This window comes from Ascidiaceihabitans sp. (assembly GCF_039986515.1).
In the GTDB taxonomy this organism is placed as follows: domain Bacteria; phylum Pseudomonadota; class Alphaproteobacteria; order Rhodobacterales; family Rhodobacteraceae; genus Ascidiaceihabitans.
The window spans coordinates 991,553-1,008,905 of record NZ_JBDWQO010000007.1 but is presented as its reverse complement, the minus strand read 5'-3'; the positions used below and the strand labels follow the sequence as shown (position 1 = coordinate 1,008,905).

Genomic DNA, 17,353 nt, shown 5'->3' with positions numbered 1-17,353 from the left:
AAAGACATGAGCACAAAAACCGACACGCCAGTCGCGCCCCAAAAGGCCGCGCCAAAGCGCCGTTTGCGCCGGTTTGGCGCGTGGATCTTCAGCGTTCTTTTTGTGCTGTCTTTGGCCGCATTTGTCGGAATAGTCGCGATGACGGGGCGCACGGTGACGGTGCCCGATTGGTTGCATGACCGCATCGAAGAACGTGCAAGCACGGCGTTTCCGGGCGGAAGCGTTGTCTTTGGTGAAGCGCAATTTGTGGTGAACAACGGTTGGCGTCCGCGTGTGCGGGTGGAAGACTTGCAGGTCAAAAACAATCAGGGCATCCAGATCGTTGCGTTCTCTCAGGCGGAAGCCAGCCTTGCAATGCGCCCTTTGTTGCGTGGCGAAATCATTCCCAAGTCGATCAATCTGACAGGCGTGTTTGCGACTTTGTTACGGGATGCCGATGGGTCGGTGTCGTTGCGTGGCGGTGACGGTCTGGCACAGGCCCCGGCGCAAACTGCCGCGACCTTGCCAGAACTGATCGAAGGGCTGGACCGTGTGCTGCAACTGCCGGGGCTGTCTGCTTTGGTCAATGCAGAGCTGCAAGCGCTGACGCTGCGCTACGAAGACGTGCGCATTGGAGAAGTCTGGGTGGTGGATGGCGGCCGTTTGCGTCTGTTGCGCGACGGCTCTGATCTTGCGCTGGCGGCGGATTTGGCCTTGCTGAGTGGCGGGGCAGGTGTTGCAACCCTTTCCGCGAACTATGCATCAAAGATCGGCGAAACCAAGGCCGAGTTTGGTGTGAATATTTCCGACGTACAAGCCGATGATATTGCGACGCAAAGCCCCGCTTTGGCGTGGCTTGAGGTTCTGCGTGCACCGATTTCGGGGGCTTTGCGCAGCGGCGTGAACACGTCCGGGGGGTTGGCCCCGCTAAGTGCGACACTGCAAATCGGCGCCGGGGTGCTGCAACCGACCGAAGAAACCAAACCCATCCCTTTTGACAGTGCGCGCAGCTACTTTACCTACGATCCTAGCCAGCAAGTCATTGATTTTGCAGAACTGTCTGTAAAAAGCAAATGGGTCTCTGGTCGGATGGAGGGCCAGGCGTTTCTAGGCGGGATGGAGGCCGGCGCGTTAGAGGACCTGATCGGGCAGTTCCGCTTTAGCGACCTGCAGTTTAATCCCGCCGATTTGTATGATCAGGCGATCGCGTTTGATGCGGCGGACATGGATTTCCGTCTGACGCTTAATCCGTTCAAGGTCAGCTTGGGGCAGATGCAAGTGCGCGACGCAGATCAGTCGCTGATCCTGAAAGGCGACCTTGCTGCGGAGGCAAAGGGCTGGCGCTACGGTGTGGATGCGCGAATGGACGCCATCGCCTTGGATCGTTTGCTGGCGCTTTGGCCGGAACGTCTGGTGCCTCCGACGCGCAACTGGATCGCACAGAACATCATCAAAGGGAACTTGCGTGCTCTGGACGCATCGTTGCGCGGCGCCCCGAATCAAGCACCTGATGTATATGCAAGTTTCGACTTTTTCGACGCGACCGTGCGCTACACCAAAACGCTGCCTCCTGTCGAAGGGGCGCAGGGCCAAGCCAGCTTTTTGGACAATCGCTTTGTGGCTGCGGTGGAAGTGGGGCATGTTGTGGCGCCGCAGGGGGGGCGGATCAACGTTGCGGGCTCCGCGTTTATTATCCCCGATGTCACCATTAAAGGTGGGCCGCCGTCTGTTGCACGGCTGCGCACGTCCGGTACGATCACATCGGCGCTGGCCATGCTGAACGCGCCGCCTTTGAATGTGATGACCAAGGCAGGGTTTCCAGAGACTCTTGCAGATGGTCAGGCCGAACTGGAAGGCACATTATCCATCCCTTTGAAAACAGGGCTGACCACCCAAGAGATCGGCTATGACGTTGTGGGTGTTTTGCGGGGTGTGAAAACGGACCAGCTTGTGCCCGGAAAGACTATGGCTGCCGACACACTACAAGTTGTGGCTTCGTCGTCCGGGGTCGAGATCAGCGGTCAGGGCAGGCTTGGCGCTGTGCCGTTTGATGCGGTTTGGGCGCAGCCGCTGGGTGCAGAGGCGGCTTCTGGCAGCACAGTGCGTGGCACAGTCGAATTGTCTGAGCGCACCATCGATGAATTCAACATTGGCTTGCCTGCGGGCACAGTGTCGGGGCGGGGTATCGGTGAGATCGCGCTTGATCTGGTGCCCAATACCGCCCCAAGTCTGCGGCTAACGTCCAATTTGCGCGGCCTGAAAATGGGGTTTGCCCCGCTCGGGTGGTCCAAACCGGCGCAAACAGCCGGAAAAATGGATATCGTCGCAACCTTGGGCGATCAAGTGCGTGTGAACAAACTGGCGATAGATGCGCCGGGGTTGTCTGCCGCTGGTAACGTGACTTTAACAAATGGCGGGCTTGATCGCGCCAGCTTTTCGCGGGTACGTGCAGGCACATGGCTGGATGCGCCCATCACACTTGTCGGACAGGGTGGAAATGCCCCGCCACGCATTGAGGCGCGCGGTGGCACACTTGATCTGCGCACAGCCGATTTTAGCGGATCGGGTGCGGGTGCGGGCGGGCGCAGTGGCCCTATGACAGTCAGCTTTGATCGCTTGCAGATCACCGATAGCATCGCGCTGACGGATATGCGCGGATCCTTTAAAACCCAAGGCGGTTTGGACGGAAAATTCAGCGGCCGCGTGAACGGTGGTGCAACCGTCACAGGCCGCATTTTGCCACAAAACGGGCGCAGCGCGGTTCGGATCACGGGCATTGACGCGGGCGCGGTGTTTGCATCTGCAGGGCTTTTGAAACAGGCGCGCGGCGGGGACCTGTCACTGACTTTGTTGCCAGTGGGGCGTGACGGTGCGTTTGATGGCAAATTGACTGTGACAAGCACTCGCATCAAAGACGCGCCTGCCATCGCGGCCTTGTTGAACGCACTGAGCATTGTGGGCCTGCTGGAACAGATGGGAGGATCGGGCATTCACTTTCAGGAAATCGAAGCTGATTTCCGCCTGACGCCATCAACAATGACACTGACGCAGGCCAGCGCCGTGGGCCCGTCAATGGGGATTTCGATGGACGGAGTATATGCGGTGGATTCAGGGCGTTTGGACATGCGCGGTGTTGTCTCGCCAATCTATCTTGTGAACGGGATCGGCAGTTTGTTCACGCGCAAAGGTGAAGGATTGATCGGGTTCAATTATAATCTGTCCGGGCAAGCCAAGAGTCCGCGGGTTCAAGTGAACCCTTTGTCGGCTCTGACACCCGGAATGTTTCGTAATATCTTCCGTGCGCCTCCGCCAAAGGTGCCGGAATTGGAAGGGGGCGGTGCACCCACACCCAAAGCGCTTTTGCCAGACGGGGGCGCGGTGAAAGAAAAACCAAAACGGCAACCGAACTTGGTTGAGGATCGGTAACCAAGTGCCTAAATGGCGCTTATGAAACTGAGTGATTTCGATTTTGACCTGCCCGATGCATTGATTGCGACCCGCCCTGCGGTGCCGCGCACTTCCGCGCGTCTGCTGGTGGCGCAGGCCGATCAGATCACCGACAGCACAGTCAGTGATTTGACATCGTGGTTGCGACCCGGCGATCGGCTGGTTTTGAACAACACGCGGGTTATTCCGGCGCGGTTGTCTGGCACGCGGGCGCGACAATCGGCACAAGGAGCCACCGAGGCCCGTATCGAAGTCACCTTGCTGGAACCGCGTCCCGATGGGGCATGGTCGGCGTTGTTGAAGCCCTTGAAAAAGGTCAAAATTGGCGAAACAATCCGGTTTTCCGATGTTTTGACTGCGGTTTTTGAAGGCACCGAAGACGGGCAGGGACATCTGCGGTTCAATTTGCTTGGGGATGATTTCGACACGGCCCTTTCACAGGCTGGCGCCATGCCACTGCCGCCCTATATTGCGGCCAAACGACCAGCAGATGCACAAGATCACACCGACTACCAAACTGTTTTTGCAAAACATTCCGGTGCAGTGGCAGCACCAACCGCGTCGCTGCATTTTGACGATGCATTGCTGCAAAAGCTGCGCGATATGGGCGTGACCTTCAGCTACGTGACGTTGCATGTGGGGGCGGGCACATTTTTGCCGGTGAAAGTCGACGATATACTGACCCATAAAATGCACGCGGAATGGGGATGTGTTGAGGCTGCGGCAGTGCATGAGATCGAAGCCACCAAAGCGGCAGGCGGGCGGGTGATCCCTGTCGGGACGACGGCGTTGCGACTGATCGAAACGGCGGCGCAAAGCGGCCGTCTACGCGCCTTTGAGGGCAACACCGACATCTTCATTTATCCAGGCTTCACCTTTCGTGTGGCCGACGGGTTGATGACCAACTTCCATCTGCCAAAATCGACACTGATGATGCTTGTATCTGCCTTGATGGGGCAGGATGCGATACGAAATATTTACGCGCATGCCATATCGGACGGATATCGCTTTTTCTCGTATGGGGATTCGTCTTTGCTGTTTCCCAAACCGCCCACAGATTGATCTTTTTGCGTCTTTTCGCATCCGACAATTATTTTAAATCAAATACGACCTCGCCCGCGTCGCAGACAGTGCTGACAGGGCGCTTCGCTTCGTGTCACAGCGGGGCAACATCAATCGGAGATTGTCATGGTTCAAGTTCTTTCCAGCGCGTGGGCGTTGCTGTTTGGCATTGGTTTGCTGATGATCGGCAACGGTATGCAAGGCACATTATTGGGCATTCGGGGTGAAATAGAAGGCTTTGATACGCTTCAGATGTCTATTGTGATGTCTGCGTATTTTATGGGGTTTCTGGGCGGATCGCGCATGGCCACAGGTATGATCCGCCGTGTGGGTCACGTACGGGTTTTTGCGGCTTTGGCGTCGTTGATTTCGGCTGTGATGATCTTGTATCCGACCTACACAGAAGTTTGGGTTTGGACTTTGGGCCGGGTCTTGATCGGATTTTGCTTTTCGGCGGTGTATGTGACGGCGGAAAGCTGGTTGAACGATGCGGCCAGCAACGAAAACCGCGGACAGGCTTTGTCGCTTTATATGATTGTGCAAACAGCCGGGATCGTTCTGGCACAGGTCTTGATGGTAACAGCGGACCCGTCGGGCTATGTTCTGTTTGTCATTCCGTCGATTTTGGTCAGCATCGCCGTGACGCCGATTTTGCTGTCGATCAGTCCGACACCCGCGTTTGACACGACAAAACCCATGAGCTTGCGTGAGTTGGCCAAAGTATCGCCATTGGGATTTGTGGGGATGTTTCTGCTGGGCGGCATCTTTGCAGCGCAATTCGGGATGTCTTCGGTCTATGGCGCCGAAGCGGGTCTGAGCGTGGCGCAGATTTCGACCTTTGTTGCGACGTTCTTTATCGGCGCGATGATCCTGCAATACCCCATCGGGTGGATGTCAGATCGGGTGGACCGGCGGGTCTTGGTTCTGTTTGTGGCGATTGGTGGCCTGTTTGGCGCTATTGTCGGTATGATCTATGGCGAAGATTTCAACATGCTGCTGGTGTCCGCCTTTTTGATGGGCGGAATGTCCAACCCACTTTATTCGTTGCTTTTGGCACACACAAACGACTTCCTGGATCACGACGACATGGCCGCAGCGTCAGGGGGACTGGTTTTTGTGAACGGGCTGGGGGCAATTTTTGGTCCCATTATCACGGGCTGGATGATGCGTGAAATGGGGCCGTCGGGGTTCTTTTTGTTCACAGCGATCTTGTTCGTGGCCTTGGTGATCTACACAGGGTATCGCACAACGCAGCGCCCCACAGTTCCTGTCGAAGAAACAAGCAGTTACGTTCCTATGGCCCAAACTGCCATGACGGCTGTTGCGGTTGAAATTGCGCAGGAATACGCCATTGAAACGGAACTTGAGGAAGAAAACGACCAAACCGCATCATAATGTGACGGAGATGTCGCAAATCGTGAGTCGCCTCCCTATCTCAACGGGGTAACATAGATGAAACTGCGCTGTGGAAACGGGAGTAAAACCATGGTTGGTCCTGAGGACGTGTTAAAGTTTTGGTTGGATGATTTGCAACCAAAGGACTGGTACAAAGACGACGAGATGTTGGATCAACAGATCCGCGACACGTTTCTGACCACATGGGAAGGGGCATCTGAAGGGCGATTTTCGCTGTGGCTGACCTATCCCAGCGGCGTATTGGCCTACATTTTGCTAACGGATCAGTTGTCACGCAACATGTTCCGTGGCACAGGCCGCGCGTTTTCCAGTGACAGGCTTGCGTTGGCTGCTGCGAAATCTGCAATCGCCAAGGGCTGGGACATGAAAATCGACGAACCCGCCCGGCAATTTTTCTATTTGCCTTTGATGCATTCCGAAAACCTGTGTGATCAGGACCGCTGCGTGCGTTTGATCTGTGAACGCATGCCGATCGGACGCGAGGACAATTTGATCCATGCGCGTGCGCACCGGGATGTCATCCGCCAGTTTGGTCGCTTCCCTTACAGGAACGCCGCTCTTGGGCGCAGTTCCACGTCGCAGGAAGATGCCTATTTGGCCAGTGGCGGGTACGGCTGCACCCTGCGTCAGCTACAGTCGGCCAAAGCGGCTTAAACCGATACCTGTCCGTTTGGACAAAGACAGTAGGCGCGAAACATGATGCATCCTGCGGCGTTTATGTCGCGGGACTTTGGATTGTGTGTTTTCAAAAATTAGTTTAATGGTAAACTACTTTTTGAGATACCTGCAAGCTGAGGGCAATATTATGGCGACTTCTTATGATCTTATCGTGATTGGCGCAGGACCGGGCGGCTATGTCGCTGCGATCCGCGGTGCGCAGCTGGGTATGAAAGTCGCCATTGTGGAACGCGAGCATTTGGGCGGCATTTGTCTGAACTGGGGCTGCATCCCGACCAAAGCGATGTTGCGATCGTCAGAAGTGTTCCACTTGATGCACCGCGCCAAGGAATTTGGCCTGAAGGCGGACGGCATCGGATACGACCTTGATGCCGTGGTGAAAAGATCGCGCAAAGTGGCAGGGCAGTTGTCGGGTGGCATCGGGCACCTGATGAAAAAGAATAAAGTTACCGTTTACATGGGCGCGGCCTCGTTACCTGCCAAAGGTAAAGTCAGCGTGAAAACCGACAAAGGTTCGGAAGACCTGACTGCGAAGAACATCGTGCTGGCGACAGGTGCGCGCGCCCGCGAACTGCCAGGACTAGAGGCAGACGGTGATCTGGTCTGGACCTACAAACACGCACTTACGCCAAAGCGTATGCCGAAGAAACTTTTGGTGATTGGGTCCGGTGCCATCGGTATCGAATTTGCCAGCTTCTACAACACGCTGGGTGCAGACACGACAGTCGTCGAAGTGATGGACCGCGTGTTGCCGGTCGAGGACGCGGAAATTTCGGCCTTTGCCAAAAAATCCTTCGAAAAGCAGGGCATGAACATCATGCAAAAAGCCATGGTCAAACAGCTTGACCGTGGCAAAGGTAAGGTGACGGCCCATATCGAAAAAGATGGCAAGATTGAAAAGATTGACTTCGATACTGTCATTTCAGCTGTCGGAATTGTTGGAAATGTAGAAGGTTTGGGTCTCGAAGAACTGGGCGTAAAACTGGATCGCACCCATGTTGTGACGGATGAATTCTGCCGAACCGGCATCGACGGGCTTTACGCCATTGGTGACATCGCAGGCGCACCTTGGCTGGCACACAAAGCAAGCCATGAAGGTGTGATGGTGGCGGACCTGATCGCAGGAAAACATGCGCATCCCGTGAAGCCCGAAACCATCGCCGGATGCACATACTGCCATCCTCAGGTGGCATCGGTGGGGTACACCGAAGCCAAGGCAAAAGAACTTGGGTATGACATCAAAGTTGGCCGTTTTCCGTTCATCGGCAACGGCAAGGCCATCGCATTGGGGGAACCTGAAGGCTTGGTCAAGACGATCTTTGATGCGAAAACAGGCGAACTGTTGGGCGCGCATATGATCGGGGCCGAAGTGACGGAACTGATCCAAGGCTATGTCGTAGGACGCCAACTTGAGACTACGGAAGAAGACTTGATGAACACGGTCTTCCCCCATCCGACCCTTTCTGAAATGATGCACGAAAGTGTCTTGGACGCCTACGACCGTGTGATCCATATGTGATCCGCGACGGGGCGTCCGCAATCTGAAGGTCGCCCCATGCCCAGCTTGAACCGTGTCGTAATGCAGCGCAACAGCCGCCGTATGATCAATGGGCTGGAGCCTAACTTGCTGGACGTGGCTGAAGTGTCTGGCAAATGGGGTGAAATGTTCACCTTCAAATCCTACAAGCAGTACCGTTACCCCGAATACGATGTCTGCGCAGGGCCCTACGAGGATGCGCAAGGCAAGCCTTTGAAGTTTGATTTGATCTTGGCCAACCAAGTTTGGGAACACCTTGACCGTCCCTATGCCGCGACACGCAACGTACTGAAAATGCTGCGCAAAGGTGGGTATTTCTGGGTGGCTGTGCCTTTTTATATCCCGTTTCATGCAGCCCCGATGGACAATTCGCGCTGGTCTGCACGCGGCCTGAAAAACCTGTTGATTGAAGCGGGTTTTGATGAAGATGCCATCGTGGCTAAGCAATGGGGCAACCGCAACGCGGCGCGGCGTAACATGGAAGATCTCTGGCCGCCCGCGTATCGCAAAGACGTAGACAGTCTTGAAAACGATCCCGAAATGCCGATTTGCGCCTGGGCGTTGGCCCAAAAAACATGACCACATCTTTTGGGCGTGTGTTTTTGTTGTGGGGCGCGGGGTTGGGGGCTGCAGCGCAATACGCCAAGGTCAGCGTGATTTTTGACCAATTGCCGGATCTCTACCCTGACGCTGGCGCGTGGTTGGGGTGGGCTGTGTCCCTTGTTGGTTTGGTCGGGATCATCTTTGGCGTTGCAGCCGGGTTTTTGGTGGCACGTCTGCGCTACAAACGCGCGTTGATCTGGGCGCTTTGGTTGGGGGCAGGGATCTCTGCGCTGCAGGGCCTTGGCTTGCCGCTTTGGGGATTTTTGACGCTGCGTGCCATAGAGGGGCTGTCCCATTTGGGCCTTGTTGTGGCAGCACCCACATTGATCGCGCAGCTGTCCGCGCCGCAGCATCGCGGATTTACGTTAACCTTGTGGGGGACGTTCTTTGGTGTCGCATTTGCTGTGCTGACGTGGGGCGGTTTGCCCATGGTTGCAGCCTACGGGGTTACAAGCCTGTTTTGGGCGCATGGCTTGTATATGGCTGTTTTAGCCGTGATTTTGACGTTCTCACTACAATTTTTGCCTGAAAACACCCCAATCACGCGGTTTTCGCTGCGCCAACTCATAAAAGATCACGTCGCTATTTACCGGTCACCCCGTGTTGCGGCTGCGGGGATGGGCTGGTTGTTTTACACCTTTTGTTTTGTATCGGTGTTAACCGTGATGCCGCCGTTTCTGGCCCCCGAATACCGGGCGATTGTTATGGGGGCGATGCCGCTGGCGTCTATCGTCAGTTCAATGACTTTGGGCGTGTATCTGTTGCGCTCAATGTCTGCGGTCGACGTGGTTGTCCTGGGTTTTGGCAGCAGCTTGGCGGTGATGGGCTGGCTTTGGGTGTCTCCGGGCCATGCGTGGGCGTGTCTGGCGTTAGCCGCTACGCTGGGGCTCATTCAGGGCGCAAGCTTTGCGGCTGTACCGCAGCTAAACGATAGTGCCGCGACACAGGCGCAGGCTAACGGTGCTATGGCGCAGATGGGCAATCTGGGAAACGCATTGGGCACACCGGTCATCGTGGCGGGCTTGTTGTGGTTGGGATATGCCGCTTTGCCAATTTTTGTCGGCACCGCGTTGGCCTTGGGACTTTGTACACATTTGGTGCTGGCGCGGTTACGCAACACTTAATGTTCCGCCTATGTTCTCTTTTTTTCATTGGAGAATCCCGCGCAGCCCACTATGTGTGACGTAACACCTCGGGGGCATATCATGGCTGAGTTAAAGAACATCGAAGTTCGCGGCGCGCGTGAACACAATCTGAAATCAATCGATGTGGATATCCCGCGCGATAAGCTGGTTGTGATCACCGGGCTTTCGGGGTCTGGTAAATCATCATTGGCGTTTGATACCATCTACGCGGAAGGGCAGCGGCGTTATGTCGAAAGCCTAAGCGCTTATGCCCGCCAATTCCTTGATATGATGCAGAAACCTGACGTCGATCACATCGCTGGTTTGTCGCCAGCCATTTCGATCGAACAGAAAACGACATCAAAAAATCCGCGATCCACTGTGGGCACGGTGACAGAAATTTACGACTACATGCGCTTGCTGTTTGCGCGTGTCGGTACGCCGTATTCCCCGGCTACGGGCAAGCCCATCGAAGCACAACAGGTGCAAGACATGGTGGACCGAGTGATGACGATGGAAGAGGGCACACGCGCCTATCTGCTGGCGCCGATCATCCGCGACCGTAAAGGCGAATACCGCAAGGAATTTATCGAACTGCGCAAACAAGGCTTTCAACGTGTGAAAGTGGACGGCGCATTTTATGAATTGGATGAGCCGCCAACGCTGGACAAGAAATTCCGCCACGACATCGACGTGGTTGTAGACCGTATCGTTGTGCGCGAGGGGCTTGAGACGCGTTTGGCGGATAGCCTGCGCACAGCGCTTGATCTGGCGGATGGCATTGCGATCCTCGAGACCGCCCCGACCGAAGGCGATCCCGACCGCACCACCTTTTCCGAGAAATTTGCCTGCCCTGTCAGCGGTTTCACGATCCCCGAAATCGAACCGCGCCTGTTTTCGTTCAACGCGCCCTTCGGGGCGTGTCCCGATTGTGACGGCTTGGGGATGGAGTTGTTTTTCGACGAACGCCTTGTTGTGCCGGACCAAAATCTGAAGGTGTATGATGGTGCTTTGGCCCCATGGCGCAAAGGCAAAAGCCCGTATTTCTTGCAGACCATTGAAGCGATCGCAAAGTACTATGAATTTGATGCCAAAAGTAAATGGAAAGACCTGCCTGCCCATGTGAAGCAGGTGTTTTTGCACGGCTCAGGCGATGAAGAAATCCCGTTCCGCTACGACGAAGGGGGGCGCGTCTATCAGGTGACCCGCGTCTTCGAAGGGGTGATCCCCAACATGGAACGCCGCTACCGCGAAACCGACAGCAACTGGATCCGCGAAGAATTTGAACGCTATCAAAACAACCGCTCTTGCGGCACATGTGAAGGTTACCGCCTGCGTGCAGAAGCATTGGCTGTGAAGATCGGTCCGCAAGATGCTTTGATGCATGCGGGGCAAGTTGTGAACATGTCGATCCGCGAAGCATATGAGTGGTGCGAAAGCGTTCCGCATTCCCTAAGCGTGCAGAAAAACGAAATCGCAAAGGCTATTCTTAAAGAAATTCGTGAGCGTCTCGGATTTCTAAATAATGTGGGATTAGAATATCTTACGTTATCACGTTCAAGCGGCACCTTAAGTGGCGGCGAAAGCCAACGTATCCGCCTTGCCAGTCAAATCGGCTCTGGCCTGACTGGGGTTTTATACGTGCTCGATGAACCTTCTATCGGGTTGCACCAACGCGACAACGACCGCTTGCTGGGTACGTTGAAGAACCTGCGTGATCAGGGCAATACGGTGATTGTGGTCGAACATGACGAGGAAGCCATCCGCGAAGCCGACTATGTTTTTGACATCGGTCCGGGCGCCGGGGTGCATGGCGGTGAAGTCGTCGCGCACGGCACGCCCAAAAAGATTGCAGCCAACAAGAAGTCGATCACCGGCCAATATCTGACGGGTGTGCGCGAAATCCCTGTTCCGGCGGAACGGCGCAAGGGCAAGAAAAAGTCGGTCAAAGTCGTCAAAGCATCAGGCAACAACCTGCAAGACATCACGGTCGAGTTTCCGCTGGGCCAGTTTGTCTGTGTCACGGGCGTGTCCGGGGGCGGTAAGTCGACTTTGACCATCGAAACCTTGTTCAAGACAGCATCGATGCAATTGAACGGCGCACGACAAACGCCAGCGCCCTGTGAGACCATCAAAGGGCTGGAACTGCTCGATAAGGTGATCGACATTGACCAACGCCCCATCGGACGTACGCCACGATCAAACCCCGCCACCTACACCGGCGCCTTTACGCCAATCCGTGATTGGTTTGCTGGACTGCCGGAATCCAAGGCGCGTGGTTATAAACCGGGTCGTTTTTCATTCAATGTGAAAGGTGGTCGGTGCGAAGCGTGCCAAGGCGACGGTGTCATCAAAATCGAAATGCACTTTTTGCCGGATGTTTATGTGGAATGTGAAACCTGCAAAGGGGCACGGTACAATCGCGAAACGCTCGAGATTAAATTCAAAGGCAAATCCATTGCAGATGTGCTGGATATGACAGTGGAAGATGCCCAAACGTTCTTTACGGCGGTGCCCAGCATTCGTGAAAAGATGGACGCCCTGATGCGGGTGGGGTTGGGCTACATCAAAGTCGGACAGCAGGCGACGACCCTATCGGGCGGTGAAGCACAACGGGTGAAGTTGTCGAAAGAATTGGCAAAACGCTCGACCGGGCGCACGTTGTACATTCTGGACGAACCAACAACCGGCTTGCACTTTGAAGATGTGCGCAAGTTGCTTGAGGTGCTGCATGAGTTGGTGGATCAGGGCAATTCTGTCATTGTGATTGAACACAATCTGGACGTTGTTAAAACCGCCGACCATATCATCGACATCGGTCCGGAAGGCGGCGATGGCGGTGGAACGGTCGTGGCTGTTGGCACACCAGAACACGTGGCAAGTGTCGCGGAAAGCCACACTGGGTATTACCTGAAAGATATGTTGAACCCGAAACGCGTCGCCGCCGAATAGTGGTGTCGCGGCAGGCAGGATGCGCAGGGCTGGAATGCTACTCTGCGCATTTACTGAAAGCCCGAGCGATTTTATACAGTTTGTCGCATGGTTTAAGTTTCCTGACTTCCTATCTGTTCATGTACAGACAAGGAGCACACGAGATGACTGCGTTCGTTGATATTCCCAAAGGCACGGTTTCCGGCTTTCTGAAGCGGTTCGTGTTTGGCATTCCCATCCTCGGGCGCATGCTGCATGAGGTCGCCTATGGCGACAAAGACAACATCTATTACTTCTTGTTTACCGTCTTTACTTTATGGCTGCTTGCGGTTTTGACTTGGGGCTACGCCGCGTTCATCATTCCTGTGCTTATGGCAGTGCCTTCGATGTTTGTGGTGCTGATCCTGATCACCGTCGGTAAATAGATCAGGCGGCCAGCCTGAGCTGTGCCGCGGGCGCGATTGCTTGCGGCATCATTTGGCGTAGACCGCGAGATTCACGTGATGTGATCATGGGTCTGGCCGATGAACCATAACTTAAGAAATTCGTCTCAAGTTCTGGAAATAAATTGTAAATTTCATTTTTTGTTCCGCAGTCAAAGCCTTTCATGGTCATGGGGCCAGGCAGGTAACTTTCACAGGCGACACCGTTTGCTTCGATGATCTGGTGATGGGCAAACAGCATGTGGTGGTAACAGACCTGATCCATATCACGCACGATCTGGACCGTGCAGTCGTTGACCAGATCTTTGGCTTTGACCAATACTTCATCCTCACCAAACAGCAATTCTGCCCAGCAGCCTTCGATCAATATGCGGTGTTGTGGCGACAACAGCAGCGGGCTGTCGGCCCCGAAAGAGCCAGCGGCAAAACGGATGGGGCGGAAGGTCCCGGTGGCTTGCACACGGCGTTGGCCTATCCAGAGCACCGGTTGCAAACCGTCGTCACGGGTCATAACGCGCGTACCCGCTGTGATGTCTTCGATCCGTTGCGGTCCGAATTCTGTCGTGATCCACGTACCAGACACAAAGCAGGGCACTTGTTCGATTTCGACCAGACCGCTGTCCGTGTTTCCGTTGGAATCCTCGATTGTGTAGTTGAAGTAGACGGTTTCCGCATCGCTGTCGCCGACCACAGTAAAGGTGCCATCCGCATTCAGCGTGATCTGCTGGCCTGTGGCAAGGGTCACGGTGTCGCCTGCAACCACAGCCGTGCCGTTGATATGCGTGATTGACAACGTGCCAGCTGTGGAGCTGTCGTTTGCCAGCACGTCCACAATTTTTGTGTCGTTGTTGCCCAAGGAAACGGAATCGTCGTCTGCGACGATCGTCGATTGGACCGAACCGCCAGCGATCAGAAGGTTGGTGTCGAACTGGTTGTCCGCCACATCCGCGACGCCGATTTTCAGCGTGTTGGGCACGCCGGGGTTTACGGGCGCCACAAAGGTCAATGTAACGGTAAATCCGTCCATTTCCGTGTTGAACTGGTCACCTGTGTTGTCGTTGTACAGGTTCTGGGTGGTGCCGCCATTGATGTTGCCAACAGAGGCCGCGCCGCTGCCGATGCTGACAGTGGCTTCAACGCCATTGACCCAAACGCCGACAACATCGTTGAACTGGGAATTTGCATATTCCGGGTATTCTTCGGAGCTTAACACAAAATCGATGGTGATTGTGTCGCCATCCGGGGTGAAGTTCACCTCTAGAAATGACGCGTCAAACGTATTCGTTGGAGCAATGGAGTTGAAATCCGCGTCATTGTCCACGCCAGCTGTGTTCGTTGACGTGCCTGTGTTCTGGTTTGTGTTTGTGGTGCCGTCAGAGTTTGTAAAATCGGCAACATTCCCGGTTGACAGGATCACACCGGTGTCGCCGGGGGTCGCTTCGGCCGATACAGCATCCCCGTTTGAATAGGTGCCAGAGGAATTGGGATCGCCTGTGTAGGTCGCGGAGTTGACTGTCACTCCGTTTCCGAAAATTTCTGTCGCCATGTCATCCGCTGTCGCGGAGGCGTTAATCGGGAGCTCTGTTGCTGTAGGCATCGTTATCTCGTCATTTTGAGCGCAATGCTGGATGCGCCAAGTCCAAGATATGAAGGATGAATTAGACCGGATTGGGCGACAAATGGGGTAATTTTTGGAAAATTGTCTAGGTATTGGAATTAATCGTGTAAAACCACGGCGGCGTGATCCAAGCGCTAAAACAAAAGGTCTGCCAGCATGTTTTTGCAGGCAGACCTTGATAGATATTCAGAGGTTTATTCAGTGGCGCCACGGGTTTGCCCTATTTGCGCACCCTGTCCATTGTCATTTGTAGCTGGCAGAGACACCGCGGCCCGCACCAAATAGGTTAGTCGCGACCGCGTCCTTCAAACCGTGGCAACATCGCACTGAAATCGCGCCCCATGCCGTCTTCCTCTTCGACGAACCGCTTGTACAGCGCCAAAGCCAATGCGCCCATAGGCGTGTCTGCATCCGCAGCTTCGGCAGCCTGTTGGCTTAATCCGAGGTCCTTCAACATCAATTCGGCAGCAAATCCGGGGGTGTAGCCATTGTCAGACGGGCTTTGTGGGCCAACACCAGGGGCAGGGCAATAGGCGTTCATAGACCATGAATACCCCGAAGACGTCGACACAACATCAAACATCTTTTGCCGTTCCAGCCCCAGCTTGTCCGCCAGTGCAAAAGCTTCACAGGTGGCGATCATCGTCGCCCCCAAAATCATGTTGTTGCAAATTTTGGCGGCTTGCCCTGCGCCAGCTTCGCCGCAATGCACGGCCTTCTGGCCCATGATGTCAAACAGCGGTGTGACCTTCAAAAAGCCCGCTTCAGTGCCGCCCGCCATAAACGTCAACGTGCCGCCAGACGCGCCGCCGATGCCACCAGACACCGGCGCGTCCACAGCCATCAAGCCCGCGTCCTGCGCCTGTTTGGCCACGGTGCGGGCACTGTCCACATCCACAGTCGAGCAATCCAGCAAAACAGCACCGGATTTCATGGCTGGCACCAGTTCATCCGCAACACTGCGCAAGATCGCGCCGTTTGGCAGCATGGTGATCACCACATCAGCGTCCGACGCGGCTTGCGCCGCTGTGCTTGCAACGCCGACACCGGGCGCAGAGGTGCCTGCGGGATCGAATCCGGCAACTTCAAAGCCAGCGCTTGCCAGGTTGGTCGCCATAGGTGCACCCATGTTGCCAAGTCCGATAAATCCGATTTTCATTTGCTTTTCCTCTTTCAGTTTCAGGGCCTGTGCTCCTAAGGGTTGCAACATTTTGGACACGGCCATCGGCGGCACAACGCCGTCTGCGAATTGCCATTTGGGTTGGCGATCCTTGTCGATAATCGCCGCACGTATGCCTTCCAGAAAGTCGCCGTGTTCCATGGCGCGGGCCGTAAAGCGGTATTCAAGATCCAGCGCTTTGCCCATTGTCAAAGAGGGGCCACGCAAACGCGACAGAATTTCGATACCGCAGGCCATGGACAGCGGGCTGTTGCGCTTCATCTGTTTCAGGGTGGCTTGGGCAAAATCGCTGGTGTCACTTTCCAAGGTGATCCAGATATCCCCAAGTGAGGCGCCGTGAAAGTGGCGGTTGATCGCGTCCTGATTGTTCTCGATCGGGCCAGAGGCCGGTACGTCTTGCGCTTTGATGTGGTCCACATCACCTGTCAGTTCAAGCGTTTTGATGGTGCTGTCCCAGGCCGCTTCGGGTAGGTAAATATCTGCAAACCCTGCAAAAATCGCATCCGCCGCATTCATGCGCGCCGCCGTACAGCCCAGATATTCGCCCAATCGTCCGGGGGCCAAGGCCAGCATCAATGATCCCCCCACATCCGGCACCAAACCGATGCCAACTTCGGGCATTGCGATCTGGGAGGTGTCGCCCACGATGCGGTGTGACCCATGACAGCCAATGCCAACGCCGCCCCCCATGGTAAAACCTTGCAGGAAGCTGATGACGGGTTTGGGATACTCAAAAATCTTGTTGTTCAGGCGGTATTCATCGGCCCAGAACTTTTGGCCATAGGCAAAATCACCCGCACGGCCCGTGGCATATAAATCCGCAATATCTCCGCCCGAACAAAACGCGCGCTCACCCATCGCGTCGATGACCACAAGCGCCACCGCCGGATCATCACGCCAGTCGTCTAAGGCTGCTTCAATGGCCAAGCACATGTCATAGGTCATGGCATTGAGCGCATCCGGGCGTTGCAACGTAATACGCCCCGCGCGGCCTGTGATGCGGATTGAGATGTCAGTCATGTGTCAGCTCTTTCATGTGGCCTTCAAGCCAGGATTTCTTTTGAATCGCTCGATCTGTGCGTCCAACGCGCAATTGCCCACACAGCCTAATCCAGACAATCGCCCACCAAACCCATGCCACCACAACACAGAAGTTGAGCACAGACATCCCGTAGTGCATCACCTCCGTCATCGCGTCTGGACCCAAAGCGGCCAACCAACTCAACACAGCCTGCAAGCTGACGAAGGCGATAAGTGTCGCACAGAACCATGGGATCCAGAGAAACAGAAAGGTAAAAATAGCAAAAGAAGGCAACATTATCGCCTTTTCAACGC

General features: G+C 55.2%; 12 protein-coding genes and 1 pseudogene. 9 read left to right on the top strand and 4 right to left on the bottom strand.

What is annotated here, in order from left to right:
- The first annotated feature begins 6 nt into the window (after positions 1 to 6).
- The 9 genes from ABJL60_RS07600 (at position 7) to ABJL60_RS07560 (ending at position 13,202) form a co-directional block, all read left to right on the top strand.
- Entirely contained in the window at positions 7 to 3,405 is a 3,399-nt protein-coding gene (locus tag ABJL60_RS07600; RefSeq protein ID WP_348373742.1) for a DUF3971 domain-containing protein, read from the top strand.
- Positions 3,406 to 3,426: 21 nt separating this feature from the next.
- Complete coding sequence (gene queA / locus ABJL60_RS07595; RefSeq protein ID WP_348373919.1) at positions 3,427 to 4,488, top strand: tRNA preQ1(34) S-adenosylmethionine ribosyltransferase-isomerase QueA; 1,062 nt, start codon at positions 3,427 to 3,429, stop codon at positions 4,486 to 4,488.
- A gap of 126 nt (positions 4,489 to 4,614) precedes the next feature.
- On the top strand, positions 4,615 to 5,883 hold the full coding sequence (locus tag ABJL60_RS07590) for an MFS transporter (protein WP_348373741.1): 1,269 nt from the start codon (positions 4,615 to 4,617) through the stop codon (positions 5,881 to 5,883).
- Between the two features lie 90 nt (positions 5,884 to 5,973).
- Positions 5,974 to 6,558, top strand: a complete 585-nt coding sequence (locus tag ABJL60_RS07585) for a DUF924 family protein (RefSeq protein WP_348373740.1) — start codon at positions 5,974 to 5,976, stop codon at positions 6,556 to 6,558.
- Between the two features lie 148 nt (positions 6,559 to 6,706).
- The gene (lpdA, locus tag ABJL60_RS07580) at positions 6,707 to 8,101 is read left to right on the top strand and encodes a dihydrolipoyl dehydrogenase (protein WP_348373918.1); all 1,395 of its coding nucleotides are present in this window, start codon (positions 6,707 to 6,709) and stop codon (positions 8,099 to 8,101) included.
- 36 nt (positions 8,102 to 8,137) lie between these two features.
- Positions 8,138 to 8,698, top strand: a complete 561-nt coding sequence (locus ABJL60_RS07575) for a methyltransferase domain-containing protein (protein ID WP_348286851.1) — start codon at positions 8,138 to 8,140, stop codon at positions 8,696 to 8,698.
- Positions 8,695 to 9,846 carry an MFS transporter gene (locus ABJL60_RS07570; RefSeq protein ID WP_348373739.1) on the top strand — a complete coding sequence of 384 codons (1,152 nt, stop codon included), beginning with the start codon at positions 8,695 to 8,697 and terminating at the stop codon, positions 9,844 to 9,846. The genes ABJL60_RS07575 and ABJL60_RS07570 overlap by 4 nt, the downstream gene beginning before the upstream one ends.
- 81 nt (positions 9,847 to 9,927) lie before the next feature.
- Positions 9,928 to 12,798, top strand: a complete 2,871-nt coding sequence (uvrA, locus tag ABJL60_RS07565; RefSeq protein ID WP_348373738.1) for an excinuclease ABC subunit UvrA — start codon at positions 9,928 to 9,930, stop codon at positions 12,796 to 12,798.
- 143 nt (positions 12,799 to 12,941) lie between these two features.
- On the top strand, positions 12,942 to 13,202 hold the full coding sequence (locus ABJL60_RS07560; protein ID WP_348286846.1) for a hypothetical protein: 261 nt from the start codon (positions 12,942 to 12,944) through the stop codon (positions 13,200 to 13,202).
- 1 nt (position 13,203) lies between these two features.
- Here the strand turns inward: ABJL60_RS07560 and ABJL60_RS07555 are convergent, their stop codons facing one another.
- The 4 genes and pseudogenes from ABJL60_RS07555 to ABJL60_RS07540 form a co-directional block, all read right to left on the bottom strand.
- Positions 13,204 to 14,766 (bottom strand): choice-of-anchor L domain-containing protein, encoded by a 1,563-nt coding sequence (locus ABJL60_RS07555; RefSeq protein WP_348373737.1) that lies wholly within the window; start codon positions 14,764 to 14,766, stop codon positions 13,204 to 13,206.
- 358 nt (positions 14,767 to 15,124) lie between these two features.
- Positions 15,125 to 16,048 (bottom strand): 3-hydroxyisobutyrate dehydrogenase, encoded by a 924-nt coding sequence (gene mmsB, locus ABJL60_RS07550; RefSeq protein ID WP_348373917.1) that lies wholly within the window; start codon positions 16,046 to 16,048, stop codon positions 15,125 to 15,127.
- Positions 16,049 to 16,072: 24 nt separating this feature from the next.
- Positions 16,073 to 17,038 (bottom strand): annotated as a pseudogene (locus ABJL60_RS07545) (enoyl-CoA hydratase/isomerase family protein); the annotation flags it as partial.
- Positions 17,031 to 17,336 (bottom strand): hypothetical protein, encoded by a 306-nt coding sequence (locus ABJL60_RS07540; protein ID WP_348373736.1) that lies wholly within the window; start codon positions 17,334 to 17,336, stop codon positions 17,031 to 17,033. The gene ABJL60_RS07540 and the pseudogene ABJL60_RS07545, both read right to left, overlap by 8 nt.
- Between the last annotated feature and the right edge of the window lie 17 nt (positions 17,337 to 17,353).

Excerpts from the sequence above, each read along its gene's own strand:
- queA (WP_348373919.1), top strand. The coding sequence starts at position 3,427 with ATGAAACTGAGTGATTTCGATTTTGACCTGCCCGATGCATTGATTGCG.
- ABJL60_RS07600 (WP_348373742.1), top strand. The coding sequence starts at position 7 with ATGAGCACAAAAACCGACACGCCAGTCGCGCCCCAAAAGGCCGCGCCA.
- ABJL60_RS07590 (WP_348373741.1), top strand. The coding sequence starts at position 4,615 with ATGGTTCAAGTTCTTTCCAGCGCGTGGGCGTTGCTGTTTGGCATTGGT.
- uvrA (WP_348373738.1), top strand. The coding sequence starts at position 9,928 with ATGGCTGAGTTAAAGAACATCGAAGTTCGCGGCGCGCGTGAACACAAT.
- ABJL60_RS07570 (WP_348373739.1), top strand. The coding sequence starts at position 8,695 with ATGACCACATCTTTTGGGCGTGTGTTTTTGTTGTGGGGCGCGGGGTTG.
- ABJL60_RS07540 (WP_348373736.1), bottom strand. The coding sequence starts at position 17,336 with ATGTTGCCTTCTTTTGCTATTTTTACCTTTCTGTTTCTCTGGATCCCA.
- ABJL60_RS07575 (WP_348286851.1), top strand. The coding sequence starts at position 8,138 with ATGCCCAGCTTGAACCGTGTCGTAATGCAGCGCAACAGCCGCCGTATG.
- ABJL60_RS07560 (WP_348286846.1), top strand. The coding sequence starts at position 12,942 with ATGACTGCGTTCGTTGATATTCCCAAAGGCACGGTTTCCGGCTTTCTG.
- mmsB (WP_348373917.1), bottom strand. The coding sequence starts at position 16,048 with ATGTTGCAACCCTTAGGAGCACAGGCCCTGAAACTGAAAGAGGAAAAG.
- ABJL60_RS07585 (WP_348373740.1), top strand. The coding sequence starts at position 5,974 with ATGGTTGGTCCTGAGGACGTGTTAAAGTTTTGGTTGGATGATTTGCAA.
- ABJL60_RS07555 (WP_348373737.1), bottom strand. The coding sequence starts at position 14,766 with ATGGCGACAGAAATTTTCGGAAACGGAGTGACAGTCAACTCCGCGACC.